Source organism: Hymenobacter nitidus, assembly GCF_020447315.1.
Taxonomy (GTDB): Bacteria; Bacteroidota; Bacteroidia; order Cytophagales; family Hymenobacteraceae; genus Hymenobacter; species Hymenobacter nitidus.
Genome location: NZ_JAJADQ010000003.1, coordinates 288,356 through 307,493, shown reverse-complemented (window position 1 = coordinate 307,493; position 19,138 = coordinate 288,356). Strand labels below are relative to the sequence as shown.

Sequence of the window (19,138 nt, the reverse complement as noted above, 5' to 3'; positions counted from 1 at the left end):
AATTAAGGGCCCCCGTTTATATTTTCTGCTTCCCCTGAATACCCTGATCAACAGTGTTGCTGCCGCAACCTGTTGGTCAGGGTTTTTTTGCTCGGCAGCAACAAACAAATCTGCTTAAAGGTATAAGCCTGCGATTCAAGGTGCTAGCATGTATCTCCACTGTAATTGCAACTATAACTGAACCAGACGGCCTCCTGCCTTGTATAAGCGCTGCTTTTCCTGTGGTACAGTGGCAAGTATGTAAGTCTTTAATTTTTCTGCGGCTTCGACCCGCTAACCCCCTTTATTCACTTTTTATTCGTGCGAAGGATATGGAGAAAATGATGCAACTTTGCACCGCTGAACGGAATATCATGATAAATACATATATACTGGAATACTATAATTTAACTATAAAGTTAAATTCGGATATAGTACGCTTATTTCCAGTTCTCTAATGCTAACGTTCACAAATAGGGTATTTGGCACGAAATATGAACGCAGAGCGCTGCTTTGGAAAAACTTCCAATCCTCTTTGATCACAAAAAAATACCATGTAACCTGCGAAATTTAGTAATCTATTTTTTGGGTTTACCCGTAATGACGTTGAGTTCAAGGCTCGGCCTTGTGAACCGCTTTTTCTCTTACCCTTCTTTTGTAACCCTTACCTGAACATACTATGAAAAACACTTACTTGAATGCCCTGCAGTGGGCTCAGAAACCGCACCTGCGGTTTTTGCTGCTGCTTTTGCTGGCATTACCGTTCGTAGGACGGGCTCAGTCTCTTACCGTAAGTCCGGTTACCTCCGTTGCTGCTCCAGATGAGTACGGCTCGGTAGCAGTAGGCTCGGTTTCTTCGCCTGCCCGACAGTATACCGTAACCGGTACTGACTTGGTAGGTAGCATTACCGCCAGCTTCTCCACCGCTGCTGGCTTCGAAGGCAGTGCGGATGGTGTCACTTTCAGCTCGAGCGTTTCGCTGCCCGCCGCTGGTGGTACCCTGTTTGTTCGTTTTCGCCCAACCTTCATTGGCACGACTTCGGTAAGCCAGACCAGCGGCCGTATCATCGTTACAGGTTCGGATGCTGATTTCAACAACTACTCGCGCAACATCTTTGTGCGCGGTACAGGTGTTGCCGGCACGCCGACGATCAGCGTAACGCCTGATGCCCGGATTTTCGCTCCTACGACCGTCAACACGGCTTCGGCTCCGCAGGCAGTAGTAGTAGATGCCTCCTCTCTGACGGCCCCTATTATTGTTACCGCTCCTACGGGCTACGAAGTAAGCAATAGCGGCGTGAACGGTGGTGCTTATTCCACTTCGCTGAGCTTGCCCCAGACGGGTGGTAGCGTGAACACGACGGTGAATATCCGTTTCGTGCCTACGCAGGCCATCACCTACGACAACGTGAATGTGACCTTCGCCAGCACTGGTGCTGTTACCAAAAACGTGGCAGTATCGGGTACGGGTACGTTGCCTCCTCCAGTTCTGACGGCTACGCCCGGCACGCTGGCCGACTTTGGTCAGGTAACGGTTGGCTCTTCGAGCACCATCATCCGCTCGTTCACCGTAAGCGGCCAGAACCTGCAGGGCCCCGTGACCATCACGCCTCCTGCTGGCTTCCGCATCCGCACCGGCACGAACTTCTTCTCGACCTCAGCTATTACGCTGACCCCCACCAACGGTACGCTGGCCAACACGACGATTGACGTGCGCTTCAACCCCACGGTTGTTCAGCAGTACGCCAGTGATATCACGGTAGCTTCTACTAACGCCGCCAATCAACTGGTGCGCGTAACGGGCGAAGGTACTGCCAGCTCGGGCCAGCCAATCGTTAACCTGGACCCCGCTTCTATCAACTTCGGCACTATCACCAGCAGTGGTGGTACGAGCGTACGGAGCTTCGAAATCAGCGGTACCGACCTGCAGTCGGCCATCGTGCTGACGCCGAGCGTAAGCAACATCCAGATCCGGAATGCTTCGGCTGGCGGCACGTTCTCGTCGAGCCCTTTGACTATTAACCAATTCGGTGGTACGGTTGCTTCGCAGATTATCGAAGTTCGCCTGGTGCCACTGGTAGGCCAGGGCAACTTCAATGAGCGTATCGATGTAACCTCGACGGGTGTTGTAACTGCTGTTTCTATCACCGGTACCAACACGAGCGGTGCTATTTCGGACATCTCGGTATCGAACCCCAACGGCAACGAATTCACCTTCGTAACCCGTCCCACGACCCAGTCGGTTTCGCAGTCGTACTTGGTAGCTGGTACCAACCTGATTGATCCGCTGATTGTCCAGCCTATCGGTCCGAATGCTGCTTACTTCCAGGTGTCGTCCGACAACATCAACTTCGTATCGCAGCTGTCATTTACGCCAGACGGCCAGGGCAACGTTACCCAGCGTCCGATCTACGTACGTTTCGTGCCGGGTGTAAACGCCGTGACGGTGAGCGCCAACATTCGTAACTCAAGCGCTCCGGCCCCTGACTTCGACGTATCGGTAACCGGTATCAGTGAGCCTACCATCCGTTTGGACCGTGGCATTGGTGCTTTCCCCGACAACATCGTGAAAGGCACGCAGTCGAACCCAACTACGGTTCGTCTGGATGGCTTCCTGCTGGCTGGCGACGTAACGCTGCGCTTCCCTCCGGATGCTAACGACCCAACGCGTAACCCTACCCAGATTCCCCAGTTCGAATTCTCGCTGGATGGTGGTCTGACCTACGTGAAAACGGCTACCGTTACGCCCGACAGCTCCGGCAACTTCACCCGCAACCTGTTGGTGCGCTACGCCCCGACCCGCGTAGGTAACGCTGCTCAGGAACTGCAGTTCAGCAACGCCAGCTTCTTTGGTGGCAACTTCTTCGCTCTGACCAGCGGCTTCGGTCGTACCACGGGCTTCGGTATTGCTACCGAGCCTACCGTACAGTCAACGGCTACTATCGTGCGCAACGGCAGCTCGGCAACGATTACTTTCAACCTGTCGAACCCCCCCGCTGGCACCAGCTACGGCCAGAACCGCTTGGTAATTGCCAGCAGTACCTACAAGCAGCTGCCCACCAGCCTGTTCCCCCGCGACAAGCAGAACTTCAACCCCGGTACGACCGTGGGTGGTGCTTATCAGTTCGGCAGCGGCACGGCTATCGAAGCTTCCAGCAACACCTATGTAGTGTTCAGCGCCGCTTCCGATAACTTCACGGTAAGCAATCTGGACCCGAACCTGACGTACTACTTCTTCGCCTTCGAATTCAACAACGACGGTGTACTGAACGCTGAGAACTACCGTGTGCCAAACAACGAGCCCCAGAACCCACTGCCCGTGGAGCTGGTATCGTTCTCGGCCAAGCTGCGCGACAATACTGTAGTACTGAACTGGGCTACTGCCAGCGAAACCAACAACCGTGGTTTCGAAGTAGAGCGCAGCTCGGATGCCAAGACCTTCAAGTCTATCCTCTTCAAGGAAGGCGCCGGTAGCGCTACTACCCGTACCAACTACGAAGCCGTTGATAGCAAGCCACTGGCCGGTGTTTCTTACTACCGCCTAAAGCAGATCGACACGGACGGTACGGTTTCGTACTCGAAGGCTGTTGTTGTGAAAGCTGCTATGACCGACGTAACGGTATATCCAAACCCAACGCAGGGTGCTGATATCGTCAACGTTGCACTGCCAGCCGGCTCGACCGAAGGTATCTTGGTTCGCATCACCGACCTGACGGGTCGTGAGGTACTCGAGACCCGCCTGGGCAGCCAGGGCGAGTTGAACACCCAGAACCTGAAAGCCGGTACTTACATTGTTATCATTGGTGAAGGCGCCGCGAAAGTGAGCCGTAAGCTGGTGAAGAACTAATCTAAGCCACTGCTAAAAAAAGGCCTCCCAGTGATGGGAGGCCTTTTTTTGTGATTATGGTATTGATAAAGATTCCGTAATCAAGCTACTAGGCAGTCTGATAAGGTTATAATTCTATCTTTGAAGGCTACATTACTCCTGATGTAGTCTGAACCTTAGCTTCCTTCTGCATGCTAGCAACCAGTACTCTACTTCGGCCATTCCGCCCTGCGGTTTGGTCATTTTTGTTTATGCTGATTCTGCTCCCATTCGTCGGGCAGGCACAAAGCACCATTCACTACTGGAACTTCAACACGCCTTCTTCTGCAAGCTCACCTCGGTGGTCTTCTCCCTTGCCCGCAGATATTGGTTCAGGAGAGCTGACGCACAATATCACCGTTTCGTTGGACGCCTTTGGAGGCTCACCAATCAACGCTGAGCCTAGTGTGAGTAATGGCTTAAGTTTCTCCCCACAAGTAGGTGCGTCGAATGTGAACAACGGTAAAGCCATTGTTCTTAGCCTGCCCACTACCGGTTACACGGACCCCATACTAACCTATGTAACCCAGAAGAGCGGCACTACTGGTTTCAGCACGCAAACTGTTGAATACTCAACGGATGGCACCGCCTATACCAGCATTGCTACCGTCACAGTTCCTACCTCGTATACACTGCAGACTGTAAATTTCTCCACTATTGCGGCGGCTGATAACAATGCCAACTTTAAAGTCCGCATTACTTTTAGCGGTGGTTCTGCTACGACCGGCAACAACCGAATCGACAACCTGAAACTTAGCGGCACCGATACTACCCCGCCCGCTTTTCTGAGCGGTTATCCAACGGTGGCCAGCGTTACGGCCACCGGCTTCACTGCCCTGACCAAGCTCGATGAGGCCGGCAAAACCTATTTCGTTGTGCTGCCCAATAACGCCGCGGCGCCTACCGTGGCAGAAGTCAGAAGTGGGCAGAGCAGTGGGGGCGGGGCGCCGGTAGCCAGTGGCAACATCAGCAGCGGCGCGGCGGCGGAAGCAAGCCTGGCAGTTACCGGGCTCAGCGTGGGCACCAGTTATGACGTCTACTTCGTGGCTGAAGACAACATTACGCCAACGCCCAATAGTCAGACAGCGGCTGTTAAAGTCGACGTCACGACCCAAGCCTCAGCCGATACAACGCCGCCGGTTTTTGCCGCCGGCTCTCCGGCTGCTTCGGCTATAACGTCTAGCGGCTTTACCTTGTCGTCGACTCTGGATGAAGTGGGAGCTACGTATTACGTCGTGCTGGCAAGTGGCGCAACGGCTCCTTCGGCGGCGCAGGTGAAAGCCGGGCAGGATGCCAGCGGTACAGCGGCTGCCCTGAAAGGAACCTTGACCAACACTACTGCCAACTCGGCTGTAACCGGCACTATTACCGGGCTGGCCCCGGCCACTACCTATAGTGTGTATGTGGTAGCCGATGATGCCGTGGCAAATCTGCAGGCGGCTCCCGTCAGCCTCACCGTAACCACCCTTGCGCCCCCTCCGGCCGTTACTGGCTTCGACCCTGTTGCGGGCCCCGTCGGCACGGTTGTTACCATTGCGGGCTCCAACCTGAATACCATCACCGGCGTGACCTTCGGGGGCGTGGCCGCAACCGACGTATCGGCCACGGCCGCCGCCGTGACGGCCACTGTGGGTGCGGGCACTCCGCTGGGCGCCGCGGCCGTGGTGCTGTCCGATGGCGTGGCTATCTACAATGCCCCGGGCATTTTCACCGTGACAGCCGCACCCTCGGTAACGACAACGGCAGCGTCGGCCGTTACTACTACTACGGCAACCTCGGGCGGGGCCGTGACGGGTAACAACGCTACCATCACCGGGCGCGGGGTCGTGTTCAGCACTACGGCCAATCCTCGTATTGGCGGCGCCGGCGTTGGGCAGGTGACGGCCACTGGTACCACGGGCTCTTTCAGCAGCAACCTCACCGGGCTTACTGCCGGGACTGTTTACTACGTGGCGGCCTATGCCATCAGTGAGTTCGGCACCACCTACGGCCCCGACCAAACCTTCACCACCACGGCGGCATTTGCCGGGTTGTTTGAGGATTTCGAGGTGACGAACATCATAAAGACGGGGTACGGCTCCGGTCCAGTAGTTACCGCTACCGGTAGCTGGACGTTCAACGAAGCGGCTGTCGGCAACCTGGCCAATGATAAGAAGAACGGCACCAAGTCGGCTCGTTTGCGGGGTGGCAGCGTGTTCATGAACTTCGACAAGGCTAATGGCGCCGGTGTGGTGACTATCAGCGCCGCCGCTTTCGGCACCGACAACCCGTCATCCTATGCCGTTGATATATCATCGGATGGCGGCGTAACCTTCGATGCCTACAACGGCCCGGCCACTGTGGTAACCAGCACGCTCACCGCCACCTCGTTTACGGTGAACGTGGCCGGTAATATCCGGCTGCGGGTGCGTCATGCCGATGGTACGGTTGGCAGCAACCCCCGCCTCAACATTGATGACATCACCATTACCGACTTCACCGGCTCGGCTACCAGCATTGCCGCGCCGTCGTTTACGGGCACCAGCTTCTGCACCACCACGGCCGCTACGCTCACTGTCGACTTTACGCCCACGGGTAGCTTCGCGGCAACCAACGACTACTCGGTGCAGCTCTCCAACGCCGCCGGCTCTTTTGCCAGCCCGGTGGTGGTGGGTACTGTAACTGACAATACCGGCGGTGCGGCCCCTATCACGGCCAGCATCACGATTCCGGCGGGTACGGCCAGCGGCACGGGCTACCGGCTGCGGGTAGTGGCCAACGACCCCGTTACCATCGGCGCGGCTTCGGCGGCTATTACGCTGGTGAATGCCCCAGCGGTAACCGTCGCGCCCAGCACTCCGCAGAGCCTGGCAGTTAACGCCAACGGTACGCCTCTCGTAGCCACCGAAACGCCGGCTGCCGTGTCGCGCCAGTGGTTTTTTGCCACGGCCGTCAACGGCCCGACCACCGCTATTGCCGGGGCCACGAGCCTGACCTATACGCCCAACTTCGCCACGGCCGGCACTTATTATGTTACGGTGGTATCTACGTTTGCCGCCTGCGGCCCGGTTACCAGCAATGAGGTGGTTATTACCGTCACGGCTCCGGTTGCCACGCTTACGGCAACTCCCAACGTGCTAACCATTAACGCCACGACCACTCAGACCGGCACGCAGGATTACCTGCTAGAAGGCAATAACCTGCCGGCCAGTGCCACAGTAGCGCTGGGCAGTGATAACGCCGCCGTTGAGTTCTCCCTGAACGGTGGGGCCACCTACGTCAGCGCTGCCTCGCTAACGGCTAGCGCCACGGGCAGCATCAGCCAATCGGTGCGGGTGCGCTTCACGGCCCCGGCCACGGCCGGCACCACCACGGCCACGATCAGCAATACCAGCGGTGCACTATCGGCGCCCGTTACCGTGACCGGCAATGCCAGTGAGCCCGCCGCCACTACGCCGTTTACCCCCGGCAACCTGGCACTGGTGCGGGTAGGGGATGGCAGTGCCGCTTTGACCTCGGCCGCTACTCCCATTTTCATTGATGAATATACGCCGGCCGGTACGCTGGTGCGAAGCATTACGGTGCCTACGGCCCCCGCCGGCAGCAACTTCGCCCTAACGGTGAACGGCACGTCGACTACCAATGGCCTGCTGACGATGTCGCCCAACCGGCAGTTTGTTACCCTGGCCGGCTACAATGCGGCTCCCGGTACGGCCAGCGTGGCCACGGCCGCCAATGTGGAGCGGGTAGTAGGAGTAATTACCGCCAATGGCGCCGTGAATACCACCACGCGTATTACGGATGGCTACCTGAGCGGGGATATCCGCACGGCCGTCACCACCGACGGCACGGGCTTCTGGACGGCTGGCAACGGCGGCGGCGGCGCGGTCAGCACGGCTTCGGGTGGCACCCGTTACGTGGCCCTCGGCAGCAGCGGGGCCTCTACCCAACTGAGCACTTCCCCAACCAATACCCGCGTGGCCGCCATCTATTTTGATCAGCTGTATGTCAGCACTGGTTCCGGCAGCAACGTCGGTATCAACACGGTGGGCACGGGTACCCCGACTGATGCGGGAAATACCACTACGCTGCTGGCGGGCCTGACGGCGGGGGATGCCTACGGCTACGTCTTCTTCGACCTGACCGATGCCGTTGCCGGCCCCGACGTGGTATATGTAGCCGATGGCAACGCCGGCATCCGCAAATACTCTCTGGTGGGCAGCAGCTGGGTTCAGAATGGGGCTACCATCACGGGGGGAACTGCACTGCGGGGCCTGGCCGGCTCGCGCACTGCTACTGGCATCCGCTTGTTTGCCACCAATGCTGGCAACCTGTACACCGTGCTCGACAACGTGGCCTACAATACGGCGCCCAGCACGACTACGCTTACCTCCCTGGCCGTTGCACCCACCAATCAGGCATTCCGGGGAATCTCCTTCGCACCTGGTTCACCGGTGGTGCTGCCCGTGAAGCTCACGGCTTTCACCGCCGAACGGCAGCAGGCCACAATAGCCGTCCGCTGGACTACTGCCTCGGAGCAGAATAGCTCCCATTTTGACGTGGAGCGCAGCACGAATGGTAAAGATTTCGCCGTAGTTGCCACCGTAGCCGGGCAAGGAAACAGCAGCCGGATGCACCGCTACGAAGCCCTTGACCAGCAGCCGGTAAACCAGCTGGCCTACTACCGGCTGAAGCAGGTAGACCAAGATGGTACAACAGCCTTCTCACCCATCGCAACAGTGCAGGCAGCCCAGGAAGTGGTAGTCTTCCCAAACCCGGTGCAACACATACTCACTATCCAGGTGCCACCCACCCAAGGCGAAAAAATGCCAGTTCAGCTCACTGATCTGTCGGGCCGGGTGATGCTAACTAGTACCGTGGGGCATGATGGGCAATTGGATATGCGAGCCTTGCAACCGGGCACGTATCTTCTCCACGTAGGAGCTGGCACTACTCGCATGGTGCAGAAAATCGTGAAAGAGTAGCTTGTAAAAGCACTCATTTACAAACAAGAGAGAGCCGCTATATAGTATAGCGGCTCTCTCTTGTTTGTGGGTGTGTAGTACGGTCAGGTTATAATTTATGTTTGTTACTTTAATTATATAATTTTATATATTGCTAATATTAAAGCATGTACTAGTGCTCACGACGCGCTACTACTTGTCTAGCGTTGCCTGATCCTTCCACATGAGGCTTGGCTCACTCCAGGTCTTATTACAACACCTTGTTCTATGAAAAGACCTATTGTAGCGCCCCTTCTACTCACTGGCTTTTTGTTCGTTCCTGTATTCGGTTTCGGGCAGACGCGCACCAGCAACCTAACCCAGACTTTTGATGCCCAGACGAATACTTCATTGCCGTATACTGCAGTTGGAACAGGTAGCATAACGCCTGGTATCGGTATAAATGGCACCAATGGTTACCGTATTATCAAAAACAACAACGGAAACACGGCAGTAGTCGGCACGGTGGAAACGGGTGTAGTACCGATTACTACTTCAAGCACAACTACGCTTAAGTTTAATCTAGCCGTGACTGGCGCCGGGATGAGCAACAATGATGGTTCAGTTGTCATTGAGCTGAGGACGAATAACAACGCTTATGGTGCGGCCGGCAATACAATGACTATTACGGGCCCAACCTCTGGCAATACCAACGTTCCGTGGAGCTATACAACGGGAACAGTTAATGGTACGATGGGCTCTCTGGGTTCAACTGCCATCACCGCCGGTAACGGTGCCGGAACAGTATCCATTACGCTGCCTGCCAACACCGCTTCGGTACAAGCTCGAATTACCTTGACGGTACCCCGACAGTCGAATCTGGACATTGATGATCTGCAGTTCGACAGCAACCAGCCGCTTCCCGTGGAGCTGCTCTCGTTCCAGGCCAGTCGGCAGAGCAATGCGGTGCAGCTGAAGTGGGCCACCGCCAGTGAAACCAACAACGACCGGTTTGAGGTGCAGCGCAGCGCCGACGGGCAGAACTTTGCTACCATCAGTACGGTAGCAGGAGCCGGCACCACTACCAAGGCCACCACCTATACCGCCAACGATGCGGCTCCGCTGGCGGGCACCAGCTACTACCGCCTGCGCCAGGTGGATACGGATGGCACCAGCAGCTTCTCTCCGGTGCGGGTAGTAGGAGCGGTGCTGGCGGTGGCCTATCCCAGTCCTACCGTCGACCAGCTCAACCTGCCGGGCGCGGCGGCCGGTACTCGCTACCGGATTTTTAATACGGTAGGGCAAATGCTGAAACAAGGCACCGTACCGGCTACGGGTACCCTGGATGTGCTGGAGCTGAAACCCGGCAGCTACTTTCTTGAAATCGGCAGTGGCCGCAACCTGACCACCCAACGATTCATCCGGCAGTAGAAAGCCTGGTACTACCCAAAATAAAAAAGGCCTCCCCATTTGGGGAGGCCTTTTTGTTGGCTGAAAAAATGCTGAGCTACACCGAGAAGCTTTCACCGCAGCCGCAGGTGCGCGAAGCATTGGGGTTGTCGAAATAGAAGCCCTTGCCGTTGAGCCCATCCGAGAAGTCGAGCTGGGTGCCGGCCAGGTACAAGAAGCTTTTCATGTCGACTACCACGCGCACACCCTTGTCTTCAAACTCCTGGTCCATGGGCTTCACCTCGTTGTCGAAGTCGAGCTTATAGGAAAGCCCCGAGCAGCCGCCGCCCGCGACGGAAGCACGCAAACGGTAGGTTTCATCGAGCTGAGCATCTGTCATCAGGCGCTCTACTTTTTCCTTGGCTTTATCTGAAACAGTAATCATGACTATGGGGAACTGGAAGGCTGAAAATTCGTGCAGGAAGATCTACGTGCCGTTTGTGTAACACAAAAAACGCCCGCGAGATTCCGGAAACCTCCTATCTAGGAAGAGGGGTTAAGCACAACACTGAATACTGTAATCGTGTTCAGGTCGCGCCCGTAATACAGTTTGTCGAGCGCCTCGTAGGCATTGTGGGCCCGGAAGTAGGAGGTCTGCAGCTCTTTGTCGCCGTGGGTGCGCCACTGAATGGTGTAGGAGCTTTCCGTGTCGCGCAGGCGCTGCACGTAGGTCAGCATCTTGCGCAGGGCATCGAGCTTGTCGTAGCCTTCCTCGTAGCGGAACAGGAAGCTTTGGTGGTGGCGCGGATTAACGGTAATCAGATCCAGGCGAACCAAGCCGTCCAACTGCCGGTATTCGAACAGCAGGTTGCCCGGGCCCATGCCCAGGTGGTCTTCAATCTGTTTCTGAATGCGGCTGCTCTCGACGTGAATATCGGGCGAAACTTCCATTGCCTAGAAGGATGAGGGTAGAACTCAGAAGTGAGAAGTCGGCCCCAATACTTCGGCCGACTTCTCACTTCTCCGTGTTCGGGGTGCTACTAGTGGTGAGCTTTCGACTCTTCCAGGGCAGGCATGCCGTTTTTCACGCGGTAGTCGTTAATAGCCGACTTGATGGCATCCTCAGCCAGTACCGAGCAGTGGATTTTAACGGGCGGCAAGGCCAGCTCTTCCACAATTTCCATGTTGTCGATGGCCAAAGCCTCGTCCACGGTTTTGCCCTTCAGCCACTCAGTAGCAAGCGACGAAGAAGCAATAGCCGAGCCGCAGCCGAAGGTTTTGAACTTGGCGTCGGTGATGGTATTGGTCGTTTCGTCTACTTCAATCTGCAGGCGCATTACGTCGCCGCACTCAGGCGCGCCGACCAGGCCGGTACCTACGTTCTTCTTGCTTTTGTCCAGCGTGCCCACGTTGCGGGGGTTGCTGTAATGGTCGATAACTTTATCGGAGTAAGCCATGGCTTTGTTTGGTTTTCTGTTGTTGGTTGCTTGTTTTCGGGCGTTGGCTTCGGTTGAATAACAACCCAAAACCACTAGCCCTAAACCAAGCTATTAATGCTCAGCCCACTCAATCTTGCTGAGGTCGATGCCTTCCTTGAACATCTCCCACAGGGGCGACATTTCGCGGAGCTTGGTTACAGCCTCCTTTACGTGGCCGATGGCATAGTCGATCTGCTCTTCGGTGGTAAAGCGGCTCAGGCCAAAACGCAGGGAGCTGTGGGCCAAGTCGTCGCTCAGACCCAGGGCCTTTAATACGTAGGAAGGCTCCAAGGAGGCCGAGGTGCAGGCCGAGCCCGACGAAACCGCCAAGTCTTTTACGCCCATCATCAGGCCCTCGCCTTCCACATACTTAAAGGAGATGTTGGTCACGTGGGGCAGGCGGTGCTCGCGCGAGCCGTTCACGTAGCTTTCTTCCAGCGTCAGCAGCTCACGCTCCAGCTTATCGCGCAGAGCCGAGAGGCGGGCCGTGTCGGCCGCCATTTCCAGGCGGGCCAGCTCACAGGCTTTGCCGAGACCCACGATGCCGGGGACGTTCAAGGTGCCGGAGCGCATACCACGCTCGTGGCCGCCGCCGTCCATCTGAGCCGTTACCTTCACCCGGGGGTTCTTGCGGCGCACATACAGGCCACCCACACCTTTGGGGCCGTACATCTTGTGGGCCGTGAAAGCCATAATGTCGATACCGTCGGCAATAACGTCCACCGGAATCTTACCCACAGCTTGCGTGCCATCGGTCATAAACAGGGCGCCGTGCTTGTGGGCAATGGCGGCAATTTCGCGAATCGGCTGAATGGTGCCGGTTTCGTTGTTGCCGTACATGATGGTGACCAGAATGGTCTGGGGCGTCATGGCTGCTTCCAGGTCGGCGAGGCTGATGAGGCCTTCCTCGTTGACGGGCAGGTAGGTAACGCGGCCGCCCAGCTTCTCGATGTGCTTGCAGGTGTCGAGCACAGCTTTGTGCTCGGTGGTAGCCGTGATGATGTGGTTGCCCTTCTGGGCGTACATCTCAAACACCCCTTTGATGCCCAGGTTGTCGGACTCGGTAGCACCCGAGGTGAAAATGATTTCCTTGGAGTCGCAGTTGATCAGCGAAGCAATCTGCTCACGGGCGTAGTCAACGGCTTCTTCCGCGGCCCAGCCGAAGGGGTGGTTGCGGGAAGCGGCGTTGCCGAACACCTCGGTCAGGTAGGGCATCATGGCCTCCAACACGCGTGGATCCAGCGGAGTGGTAGCGTTGTTGTCGAGGTAAATAGGTAGCTTGAGCATGGCTCGGAGTATGTAAATCAGCGAAAAACCAGAGTAAGCAGGCGAATCCTAGTGGAGAATGATTCGCAGGTAGAACACGAAAACCGGCGAACTGGTTTTACTTTGCCCCCACAAAAGTAGATATATTCCAAATAGCCTCCATCAGCTTCCCACCCCAACTTTCATGTTTACCAATCTTGAACATCTCGGCCTGGCCGTGCACGACCTCGACGCGGCCACCGACCTTTACACAAAGCTGCTCGGGCAAGGGCCCTATAAGAAGGAGCACGTAGCCAGTGAGGCCGTGGATACGGTGTTTTTCCAGGTGGGTGGCTCCAAAATCGAGCTGCTGGCCGGCACCTCGCCCGAGAGTGCCATTACCAAGTTCCTGGAAAAAAAGCCGGAGGGAATTCACCACGTAGCCTTCGAGGTAGCCGACATCCGGGCCGAAATGACGCGCCTGCGGCAGGAAGGCTTCACGCTGCTGAACGAAGAGCCCAAGCGCGGCGCCGACAACAAGCTGGTGTGCTTTGTGCATCCCAAAAGTGCGGCCGGCGTATTGGTAGAGCTTTGCCAGACCATCAGCCCCACCACCCATGACTAATAACACCAACAGCAACTTCTTCCGCCAGGAGGTAGATGCCGCCGTCGATGCGCTTTTGCTCCAGCAGGTAATTCTGTACCCCACCGACACGGTATGGGGCCTGGGCTGCGACGCGGAAGTGCCGCCGGCCGTGGAGAAGCTTTATAAGATAAAGAACCGGCCGGCCGAGAAAGGCTGTATCGTGCTGGTGGCCGACGAGGCTATGTTTGCCAAGTACGCCGCCGTGGTGCCGCCCAATCTGGCCGAGCTGCTGGCGGCCCAGGAGCGGCCCACTACCTATATCGTGCAAGGCAGCCGCCATTTGGCTCCCAACCTGCTGGCCCCGGACGGCACGGTGGGCCTGCGGGTGGTGCTGCAGGACGAGTTTACCCGCAAAGTAGTGCGCCGCCTGGGCCACGGGCTGGTATCCACCTCGGCCAACCTCAGCGGCGAGCCTACGCCGGCCGTGTACACGGAAGTCAGCCCGGCCATCGTGCGGGCTGCCGACTACGTGGTAAGCTGGCGCCAAGAGGATGACACGCGCAGCCAGCCATCCAAAGTAGTGCGGGTGCTGCCCGATGGTGGCCTGGAAGTGGTGCGGGGCTGATGTAGAGAACGTGGTTAAATGTGGGGAATATGCGAAATGCGTCCTTGCGAGGCACGAAGCAATCCGTCCGCTGAAATGTACCGAGCCTTCTAATGTGAAAAGCCCGTTCCTGTTGCTAATGGGAAAGGGCTTTGTGGTAGAAGGGCAGGTCGTACTGCGCAGAGGACGGATGGCCGCTCTTCGTTCGCAATGACACGAGTTCAGCACATTACTCACATTCAACCACATCAGCACATTAAAAAGCTACCTTTGCGGCCGTTTGACTTTTGCCATGCCTATGAAAACGCCCCAGCTTCCCGAAAATCCGTTGTTTCGTACCATTGCCGAGGCGGCCGGTGAGCTGGGCTACCCGGCCTACGTCATCGGGGGCTTCGTGCGGGACTTGGCCCTGGTGCGGCCCAGCAAGGATGTGGACGTGGTGTGCGTGGGCGACGGAATCAAGCTGGCTCAGGCCGTGGGGCGCAAGCTGCCGGGCAAGCCCCGCGTGACGGTGTTTAAGAACTTCGGGACGGCCATGCTGCCCACCGAAACCGTGGAGCTGGAGTTTGTGGGCGCCCGCAAGGAAAGCTACCGGGCCGAGAGCCGCAAGCCCGAGGTAGAAGCCGGCACCCTGGAGGAAGACCTGGCCCGCCGCGACTTCACCATCAATGCCCTGGCCCTGAGCCTGAACCCGGATGATTTCGGTACGCTCGTGGACCGCTACGAGGGCATGCGCGACTTGGAGCAGAAAATCATTCGTACTCCGCTCGACCCCGATATTACCTTCTCCGACGACCCGCTACGCATGATGCGGGCCGTACGCTTTGCCACCCAGCTCGACTTCGACATCGAGCCCGACACTTACGATGCCATTGCCCGCAACAAGGACCGCATCAAGATTGTGTCGCAGGAGCGCATCACCGACGAGCTGAACAAGATTATTAACGCCCCCAAGCCTAGCTACGGCTTCAAGCTGCTGTTTCAGACCGGCCTGCTGCAGCTCATTTTTCCGAAGATGGCTCTGCTCTACGGCGTGGAGAAAGTGGGGAATCATGCCCACAAGGACAACTTTTACCACACCCTGCAGGTGCTCGACAACGTGGTGGCGGCCGGCGGCGACCTGTGGCTGCGCTGGGCGGCCATTCTGCACGACATTGCCAAGCCCGCTACCAAGCGCTACGATAAAAAGGTAGGCTGGACCTTCCACGGTCATGAAGACAAGGGGGCGCGCTGGGTACCCGGTATTTTCACGGATCTGAAACTGCCCCTGGGCGAGGAGATGCGCATGGTGCAAAAGCTGGTGCGCCTGCACCTGCGGCCCATTGCCCTGGTGAAGGAAACTGTGACCGACTCGGCCGTGCGCCGCCTGCTGTTCGAGGCCGGCGACGACATCGACCGGCTGATGCTGCTGTGCCGGGCCGATATTACAAGCAAAGACCACCAACGCAAAGAGCGCTATTTGCGCAACTTCGGATTGGTGGAAGAGAAGTTAAAGGAAGTAGAGGCCAAAGACCATCTGCGCAACTTCAAGCCGGTTATTACCGGCGAAGTCATCATGGAAACCTTTGGCTTGAAGCCCTCACGCGAGGTGGGCGAGCTGAAAGAGGCGGTGCTGGAAGCCATTCTGGACGGCAAAATCCGCAACGAGATGGAGGAAGCCTATGCCTACCTGTTGCAGCTCGGACAGGCAAAAGGTCTTCCTCCGGGTCACTCGTTCTCTCACCTATAAGTAAACCCAAACTCGTGTGTTGTTGCGGGAAAGATGCCGGCCAGCCCCAAAGGGTTGCCTGACCGGCATACGGCTAGCCGTAATAATAATGCCAAGGAGGCGCGCTGCTCGGTGAGCACCGCGTGAAAGCATTGGTAAATGGAGTAGCGTGTTGTCTGTCAGTGTGTTGTTGAAAAGTGCTACTCGTTGGTGTCGTTGCCTTTCAGACGCACGACGCGCGAGGAGCCTGACAGATCTTTCTGAATCCGACTGGGCGAGCCGGCGTACTCTACCCGGCTGGCGCCGCTGAGCTCCGCCCGTAGGCGGTTGGCCACATTCACCCGGGCCTTGCTCATACCGGCCAGGTCGAAGTCGGCGGTTTGGGTGGTCATGCGCAGGGCCTGCACCGAGCAGGCACCGGAGCTTTCCACGTTCAGGTCGGTGGCCGAGCCGCGCAGGTCGGCGCGGCAGGCGCCGTTCAGGTCCAGGTCCAGGCGCGGCACATTCACGTTCAGCTTGGCGAAGCACGCCCCCGACTGCTCGACGCGCAGGGCCTGGTCCTTGAAACCGGCCACGTTGGCCTCGCAGGCACCGTTGAGGTCCAGGTTGGTTAGGTCGGGCATCTGCACCCGAATCAGTACGGGCTTGCGGTTGAAGCTCAGGCTGGGCATAAACGAGTTCCGGTCGCGGGTGCGGATCATCAGCTCGTCGCCGTTGGTTTCCACGCGCAGGTTGCGCAGGTCCCGGTCGGAGCCGGCGGCATCCACTTTGAACTCGGGACCCTGCCGCACATACACGCGGTAGGCGCCGCTGGCCTCAATGCTACGGAAGCCCTGCACATCGAAGCTGCGGCGGCCGGTGCCGTAGCGGCTAGGGTCGGCCGAGAAGCCTTTGTCGTCAATGTCAATATCAACGCCCACGTTGCCGTCCTCGTCATCGTCGGTGTCCACCCGAATCCGGTAGCTCTCGCCGTCGGCATCCACGTTGACGGTGGTATCGGTCGAGTCCGCTTCCGCGGCTTCTTCTTCCTCGTCCTCAAAGCGGCTGAAGTCGTCTTCCAGGTCCTCGCCGGTGCAGCCGATGCACTCCAGCTGGTTGCCGCGCAGGCGGTAGCGGTGGTTTTCCGGGTCGTTAGGCTTCTGGTCGTTCACGAAATTCTCGTCATTGAGCATGTAAGAGAAGTCGCGGCTGAGGCGGAAGGTCTTGTCGCGGGGCAGGCGCACGAGTACGTCCAGGTCCTGGCCGCGGAACTTAGCGCCGGCCCGGAAAGAGAAGTGGTCGTCGAAGAGCAGGGTGGAGTCGTTGCTCTGGCGCACGGAGTAGGCAATGGTGCTCACGGCCGTTTGGCGCGCTTCCTCTTCGGTAATGCCGCTGGCGGAGAAGATTTTCTCTACTTCGACGGCCGCTCCGCTGTCGGCCGGAGCCAGCTTCACGTTCACCCACTGGTCGGAGCCGCGGTCTACGCTACGGGCATCCAGATACAGGCTGGGCGAGGCACCGAAACCGGCGAAGCGCTGGGTCTGGCTGGCCTGGGCTTCCTCCTGGAAGTTGCGGCTGATCTGGGTCATGGCCACCGACACGCCCACTACGCCCAGCAGCCAGAGGCCGAACATGGTCAGGTTGGCGGTGCGGCTCAGAATGGAGCGGCGCAGCAGCAGCCCCAGGCCGGCCAGCATCATGGCTAGGGCCGGAATGGCCGTCAGCAGGAAGAAGGCCAGCAGCGCCCAGGTAGGCACGGTGTTCATCAGCACACTGGCCGTTATGTCGCCGATGACGAAGTTCTGCGACTCGGGAATCAGGCCCAGGCCAATGCCCAGGGTGATAAGCAGCGTGAGCAGGAAGCCGAAGCCCACTATCGTCATCATCACGCCGATGAAGATGCGCAGGGCCGAGCCGATGAAGTTCAGCAAGGGCCGCACGTTGCGGAAGAAGTTCTCCAGAAAGGTGCCCACGGGGCGGTTGTTGCCGCCCACTTCGGGGTCGCCGTCCGGGTTGCTGCGCAGGTTGCTGTCGAGGCTGGAAAGCGTGAGGGCGTCGCCGCGCATCCGCATCCGGTCGGATACGGTTTTGGCTTCGGGCAGCAGAATCCAGAGGGCAATGTAGAGTGGGATGGCAAAGCCGCCGGCAAAGACGAAGGCCACGAACAGCACCCGAATCAGCACCACATCGACCTTGAAGTAAGCCGCCAGGCCAGCGGATACCCCACCGACTTTTCCGGTATCGGTGTCGCGGTAGAGCTTCTTAAAGGTCGGATCATCCTCGGCCGAAATCGTGTCGTAGCGCTTGGGCAGGGCAATCCAAAGAATGATGTAAACAAGCAGCGAGAAGCCGGACAAGTTGCCCCCGAAGTCATTGTGGCCGTTGTGGTTGTCGAAGGCTACGGGGGGCAGCAGGAGCAGGGTCAGGAAGCCCAGCCGGATCCAGAGCGGGTTGACGGCGAAGTAGCGGGCAATACCGGCGGCTACCCCGGCAATCTTGCGGTGCGCCATGTCGCGGTACAGGCGTTTGGGCTCCGTGTCGGTGGCTGTGGCCGAAGCAGTGGCCCCGGCGGCTTTGGCGTAGCTAGTGTACACCTCGGGGCCGCCGGCCAGAGCTTCTTCCTCTTCCTCGGCTTCATCGGCCGACTGGAAGTCGCTGACGCGGCCCATCTTGCCGACCATCTCCTGCACGTCGGTCAGGGTAATGACCTGCTTGGTGGCGGAGGTGCGGGCGGCAAACAGCTCGGCGATGCGCGCCTCAATGTCGGCCACGATTTCCTCGTGCCCCCGGTAGCCGGAAAAGTGCGCCCGTACTTCGGCCAGGTAGCGGCTCAGTACATCGTAGCCGTCTTCTTCGATGTGGAAGATGAGGCCTTGGAGGTTAATGCTGATATTCTTTTTCATCTCAGTGCTGCAAATCAAGAGTAACTCGAAAGGAGGAATGGGCCGGGCCAACTAGTTGCCGCTACGGCAGTGGGGTTGCGGCGCCATTGAGGTGAGGTTTCTGGCGGATGATGCGGATCGAATCCTGCACTTCCTCCCAGGTCAGGCGCAGCTGGTGCAGAAAATCCTGGCCGTCGGGGGTGAGCGTGTAGTACTTGCGGGGCGGTCCGGAGGTGGACTCTTTCCAGGTATAATCAAGCAAGCCGGCATTTTTGAGGCGCGTCAGCAGTGGATAGAGCGTGCCTTCCACTACAATCATGCGGGCGGCGGTGAGCTCCTCCAGCATGTCTGACGCATACACCTCGCCGCGGGCAATGATTTCCAGGATGCAGAACTCCAGGATGCCCTTCCGCATCTGCACTTGGGTGTTCTCTACTTTCATGGGCTGGGGCAGAAATCGGTGAAGAATGAAACAAAGATAATGGAAGGTACTATGCGACG

At 58.0% G+C, this 19,138-nt stretch carries 12 protein-coding genes; 6 read left to right on the top strand and 6 right to left on the bottom strand.

Features of this window, described 5'->3' with window-relative positions:
• The first annotated feature begins 658 nt into the window (after window positions 1–658).
• The 3 genes from LGH70_RS07280 to LGH70_RS07270 all read left to right on the top strand — a co-directional run bounded on the left by LGH70_RS07280 (window position 659) and on the right by LGH70_RS07270 (window position 10,197).
• Window positions 659–3,826: a T9SS type A sorting domain-containing protein gene (locus LGH70_RS07280; protein ID WP_226184211.1), complete on the top strand. Its 3,168-nt coding sequence runs from the start codon at window positions 659–661 to the stop codon at window positions 3,824–3,826.
• A gap of 470 nt (window positions 3,827–4,296) precedes the next feature.
• Window positions 4,297–8,808 (top strand): T9SS type A sorting domain-containing protein, encoded by a 4,512-nt coding sequence (locus LGH70_RS23795; RefSeq protein WP_226184209.1) that lies wholly within the window; start codon window positions 4,297–4,299, stop codon window positions 8,806–8,808.
• An 813-nt stretch (window positions 8,809–9,621) separates the two neighbouring features.
• Window positions 9,622–10,197: a T9SS type A sorting domain-containing protein gene (locus LGH70_RS07270; RefSeq protein WP_226184207.1), complete on the top strand. Its 576-nt coding sequence runs from the start codon at window positions 9,622–9,624 to the stop codon at window positions 10,195–10,197.
• 76 nt (window positions 10,198–10,273) lie between these two features.
• Here LGH70_RS07270 and LGH70_RS07265 read toward each other — a convergent pair whose 3' ends face one another.
• From LGH70_RS07265 to LGH70_RS07250, 4 genes are all read right to left on the bottom strand, one after another.
• Window positions 10,274–10,600 carry a HesB/IscA family protein gene (locus tag LGH70_RS07265; RefSeq protein WP_226184205.1) on the bottom strand — a complete coding sequence of 109 codons (327 nt, stop codon included), beginning with the start codon at window positions 10,598–10,600 and terminating at the stop codon, window positions 10,274–10,276.
• Window positions 10,601–10,698: 98 nt separating this feature from the next.
• Window positions 10,699–11,106: a hypothetical protein gene (locus tag LGH70_RS07260; protein WP_226184203.1), complete on the bottom strand. Its 408-nt coding sequence runs from the start codon at window positions 11,104–11,106 to the stop codon at window positions 10,699–10,701.
• Window positions 11,107–11,195: 89 nt separating this feature from the next.
• Entirely contained in the window at window positions 11,196–11,612 is a 417-nt protein-coding gene (gene iscU / locus LGH70_RS07255) for a Fe-S cluster assembly scaffold IscU (RefSeq protein ID WP_100336707.1), read from the bottom strand.
• A gap of 93 nt (window positions 11,613–11,705) precedes the next feature.
• On the bottom strand, window positions 11,706–12,920 hold the full coding sequence (locus LGH70_RS07250; protein WP_226184201.1) for an IscS subfamily cysteine desulfurase: 1,215 nt from the start codon (window positions 12,918–12,920) through the stop codon (window positions 11,706–11,708).
• A gap of 163 nt (window positions 12,921–13,083) precedes the next feature.
• Between LGH70_RS07250 and mce the strand changes: the two genes are divergently transcribed.
• From mce to LGH70_RS07235, 3 genes are all read left to right on the top strand, one after another.
• Window positions 13,084–13,503, top strand: coding sequence for a methylmalonyl-CoA epimerase (gene mce, locus LGH70_RS07245; RefSeq protein ID WP_226184199.1), 420 nt, complete (start codon window positions 13,084–13,086; stop codon window positions 13,501–13,503).
• Window positions 13,496–14,089, top strand: coding sequence for an L-threonylcarbamoyladenylate synthase (locus tag LGH70_RS07240; RefSeq protein WP_226184197.1), 594 nt, complete (start codon window positions 13,496–13,498; stop codon window positions 14,087–14,089). The genes mce and LGH70_RS07240 overlap by 8 nt, the downstream gene beginning before the upstream one ends.
• A 277-nt stretch (window positions 14,090–14,366) precedes the next feature.
• The gene (locus LGH70_RS07235) at window positions 14,367–15,797 is read left to right on the top strand and encodes a CCA tRNA nucleotidyltransferase (RefSeq protein ID WP_226184195.1); all 1,431 of its coding nucleotides are present in this window, start codon (window positions 14,367–14,369) and stop codon (window positions 15,795–15,797) included.
• Window positions 15,798–15,976: 179 nt separating this feature from the next.
• Here LGH70_RS07235 and LGH70_RS07230 read toward each other — a convergent pair whose 3' ends face one another.
• Both LGH70_RS07230 and LGH70_RS07225 read right to left on the bottom strand, forming a co-directional pair.
• Window positions 15,977–18,658, bottom strand: coding sequence for a GIN domain-containing protein (locus tag LGH70_RS07230; RefSeq protein WP_226184188.1), 2,682 nt, complete (start codon window positions 18,656–18,658; stop codon window positions 15,977–15,979).
• A 61-nt stretch (window positions 18,659–18,719) separates the two neighbouring features.
• The gene (locus tag LGH70_RS07225) at window positions 18,720–19,079 is read right to left on the bottom strand and encodes a PadR family transcriptional regulator (protein ID WP_226184186.1); all 360 of its coding nucleotides are present in this window, start codon (window positions 19,077–19,079) and stop codon (window positions 18,720–18,722) included.
• Window positions 19,080–19,138 lie beyond the last annotated feature (59 nt).

Excerpts from the sequence above, each read along its gene's own strand:
- mce (WP_226184199.1), top strand. The coding sequence starts at position 13,084 with ATGTTTACCAATCTTGAACATCTCGGCCTGGCCGTGCACGACCTCGAC.
- LGH70_RS07265 (WP_226184205.1), bottom strand. The coding sequence starts at position 10,600 with ATGATTACTGTTTCAGATAAAGCCAAGGAAAAAGTAGAGCGCCTGATG.
- iscU (WP_100336707.1), bottom strand. The coding sequence starts at position 11,612 with ATGGCTTACTCCGATAAAGTTATCGACCATTACAGCAACCCCCGCAAC.
- LGH70_RS07240 (WP_226184197.1), top strand. The coding sequence starts at position 13,496 with ATGACTAATAACACCAACAGCAACTTCTTCCGCCAGGAGGTAGATGCC.
- LGH70_RS07260 (WP_226184203.1), bottom strand. The coding sequence starts at position 11,106 with ATGGAAGTTTCGCCCGATATTCACGTCGAGAGCAGCCGCATTCAGAAA.
- LGH70_RS07230 (WP_226184188.1), bottom strand. The coding sequence starts at position 18,658 with ATGAAAAAGAATATCAGCATTAACCTCCAAGGCCTCATCTTCCACATC.
- LGH70_RS07280 (WP_226184211.1), top strand. The coding sequence starts at position 659 with ATGAAAAACACTTACTTGAATGCCCTGCAGTGGGCTCAGAAACCGCAC.
- LGH70_RS07250 (WP_226184201.1), bottom strand. The coding sequence starts at position 12,920 with ATGCTCAAGCTACCTATTTACCTCGACAACAACGCTACCACTCCGCTG.
- LGH70_RS07225 (WP_226184186.1), bottom strand. The coding sequence starts at position 19,079 with ATGAAAGTAGAGAACACCCAAGTGCAGATGCGGAAGGGCATCCTGGAG.
- LGH70_RS07235 (WP_226184195.1), top strand. The coding sequence starts at position 14,367 with ATGAAAACGCCCCAGCTTCCCGAAAATCCGTTGTTTCGTACCATTGCC.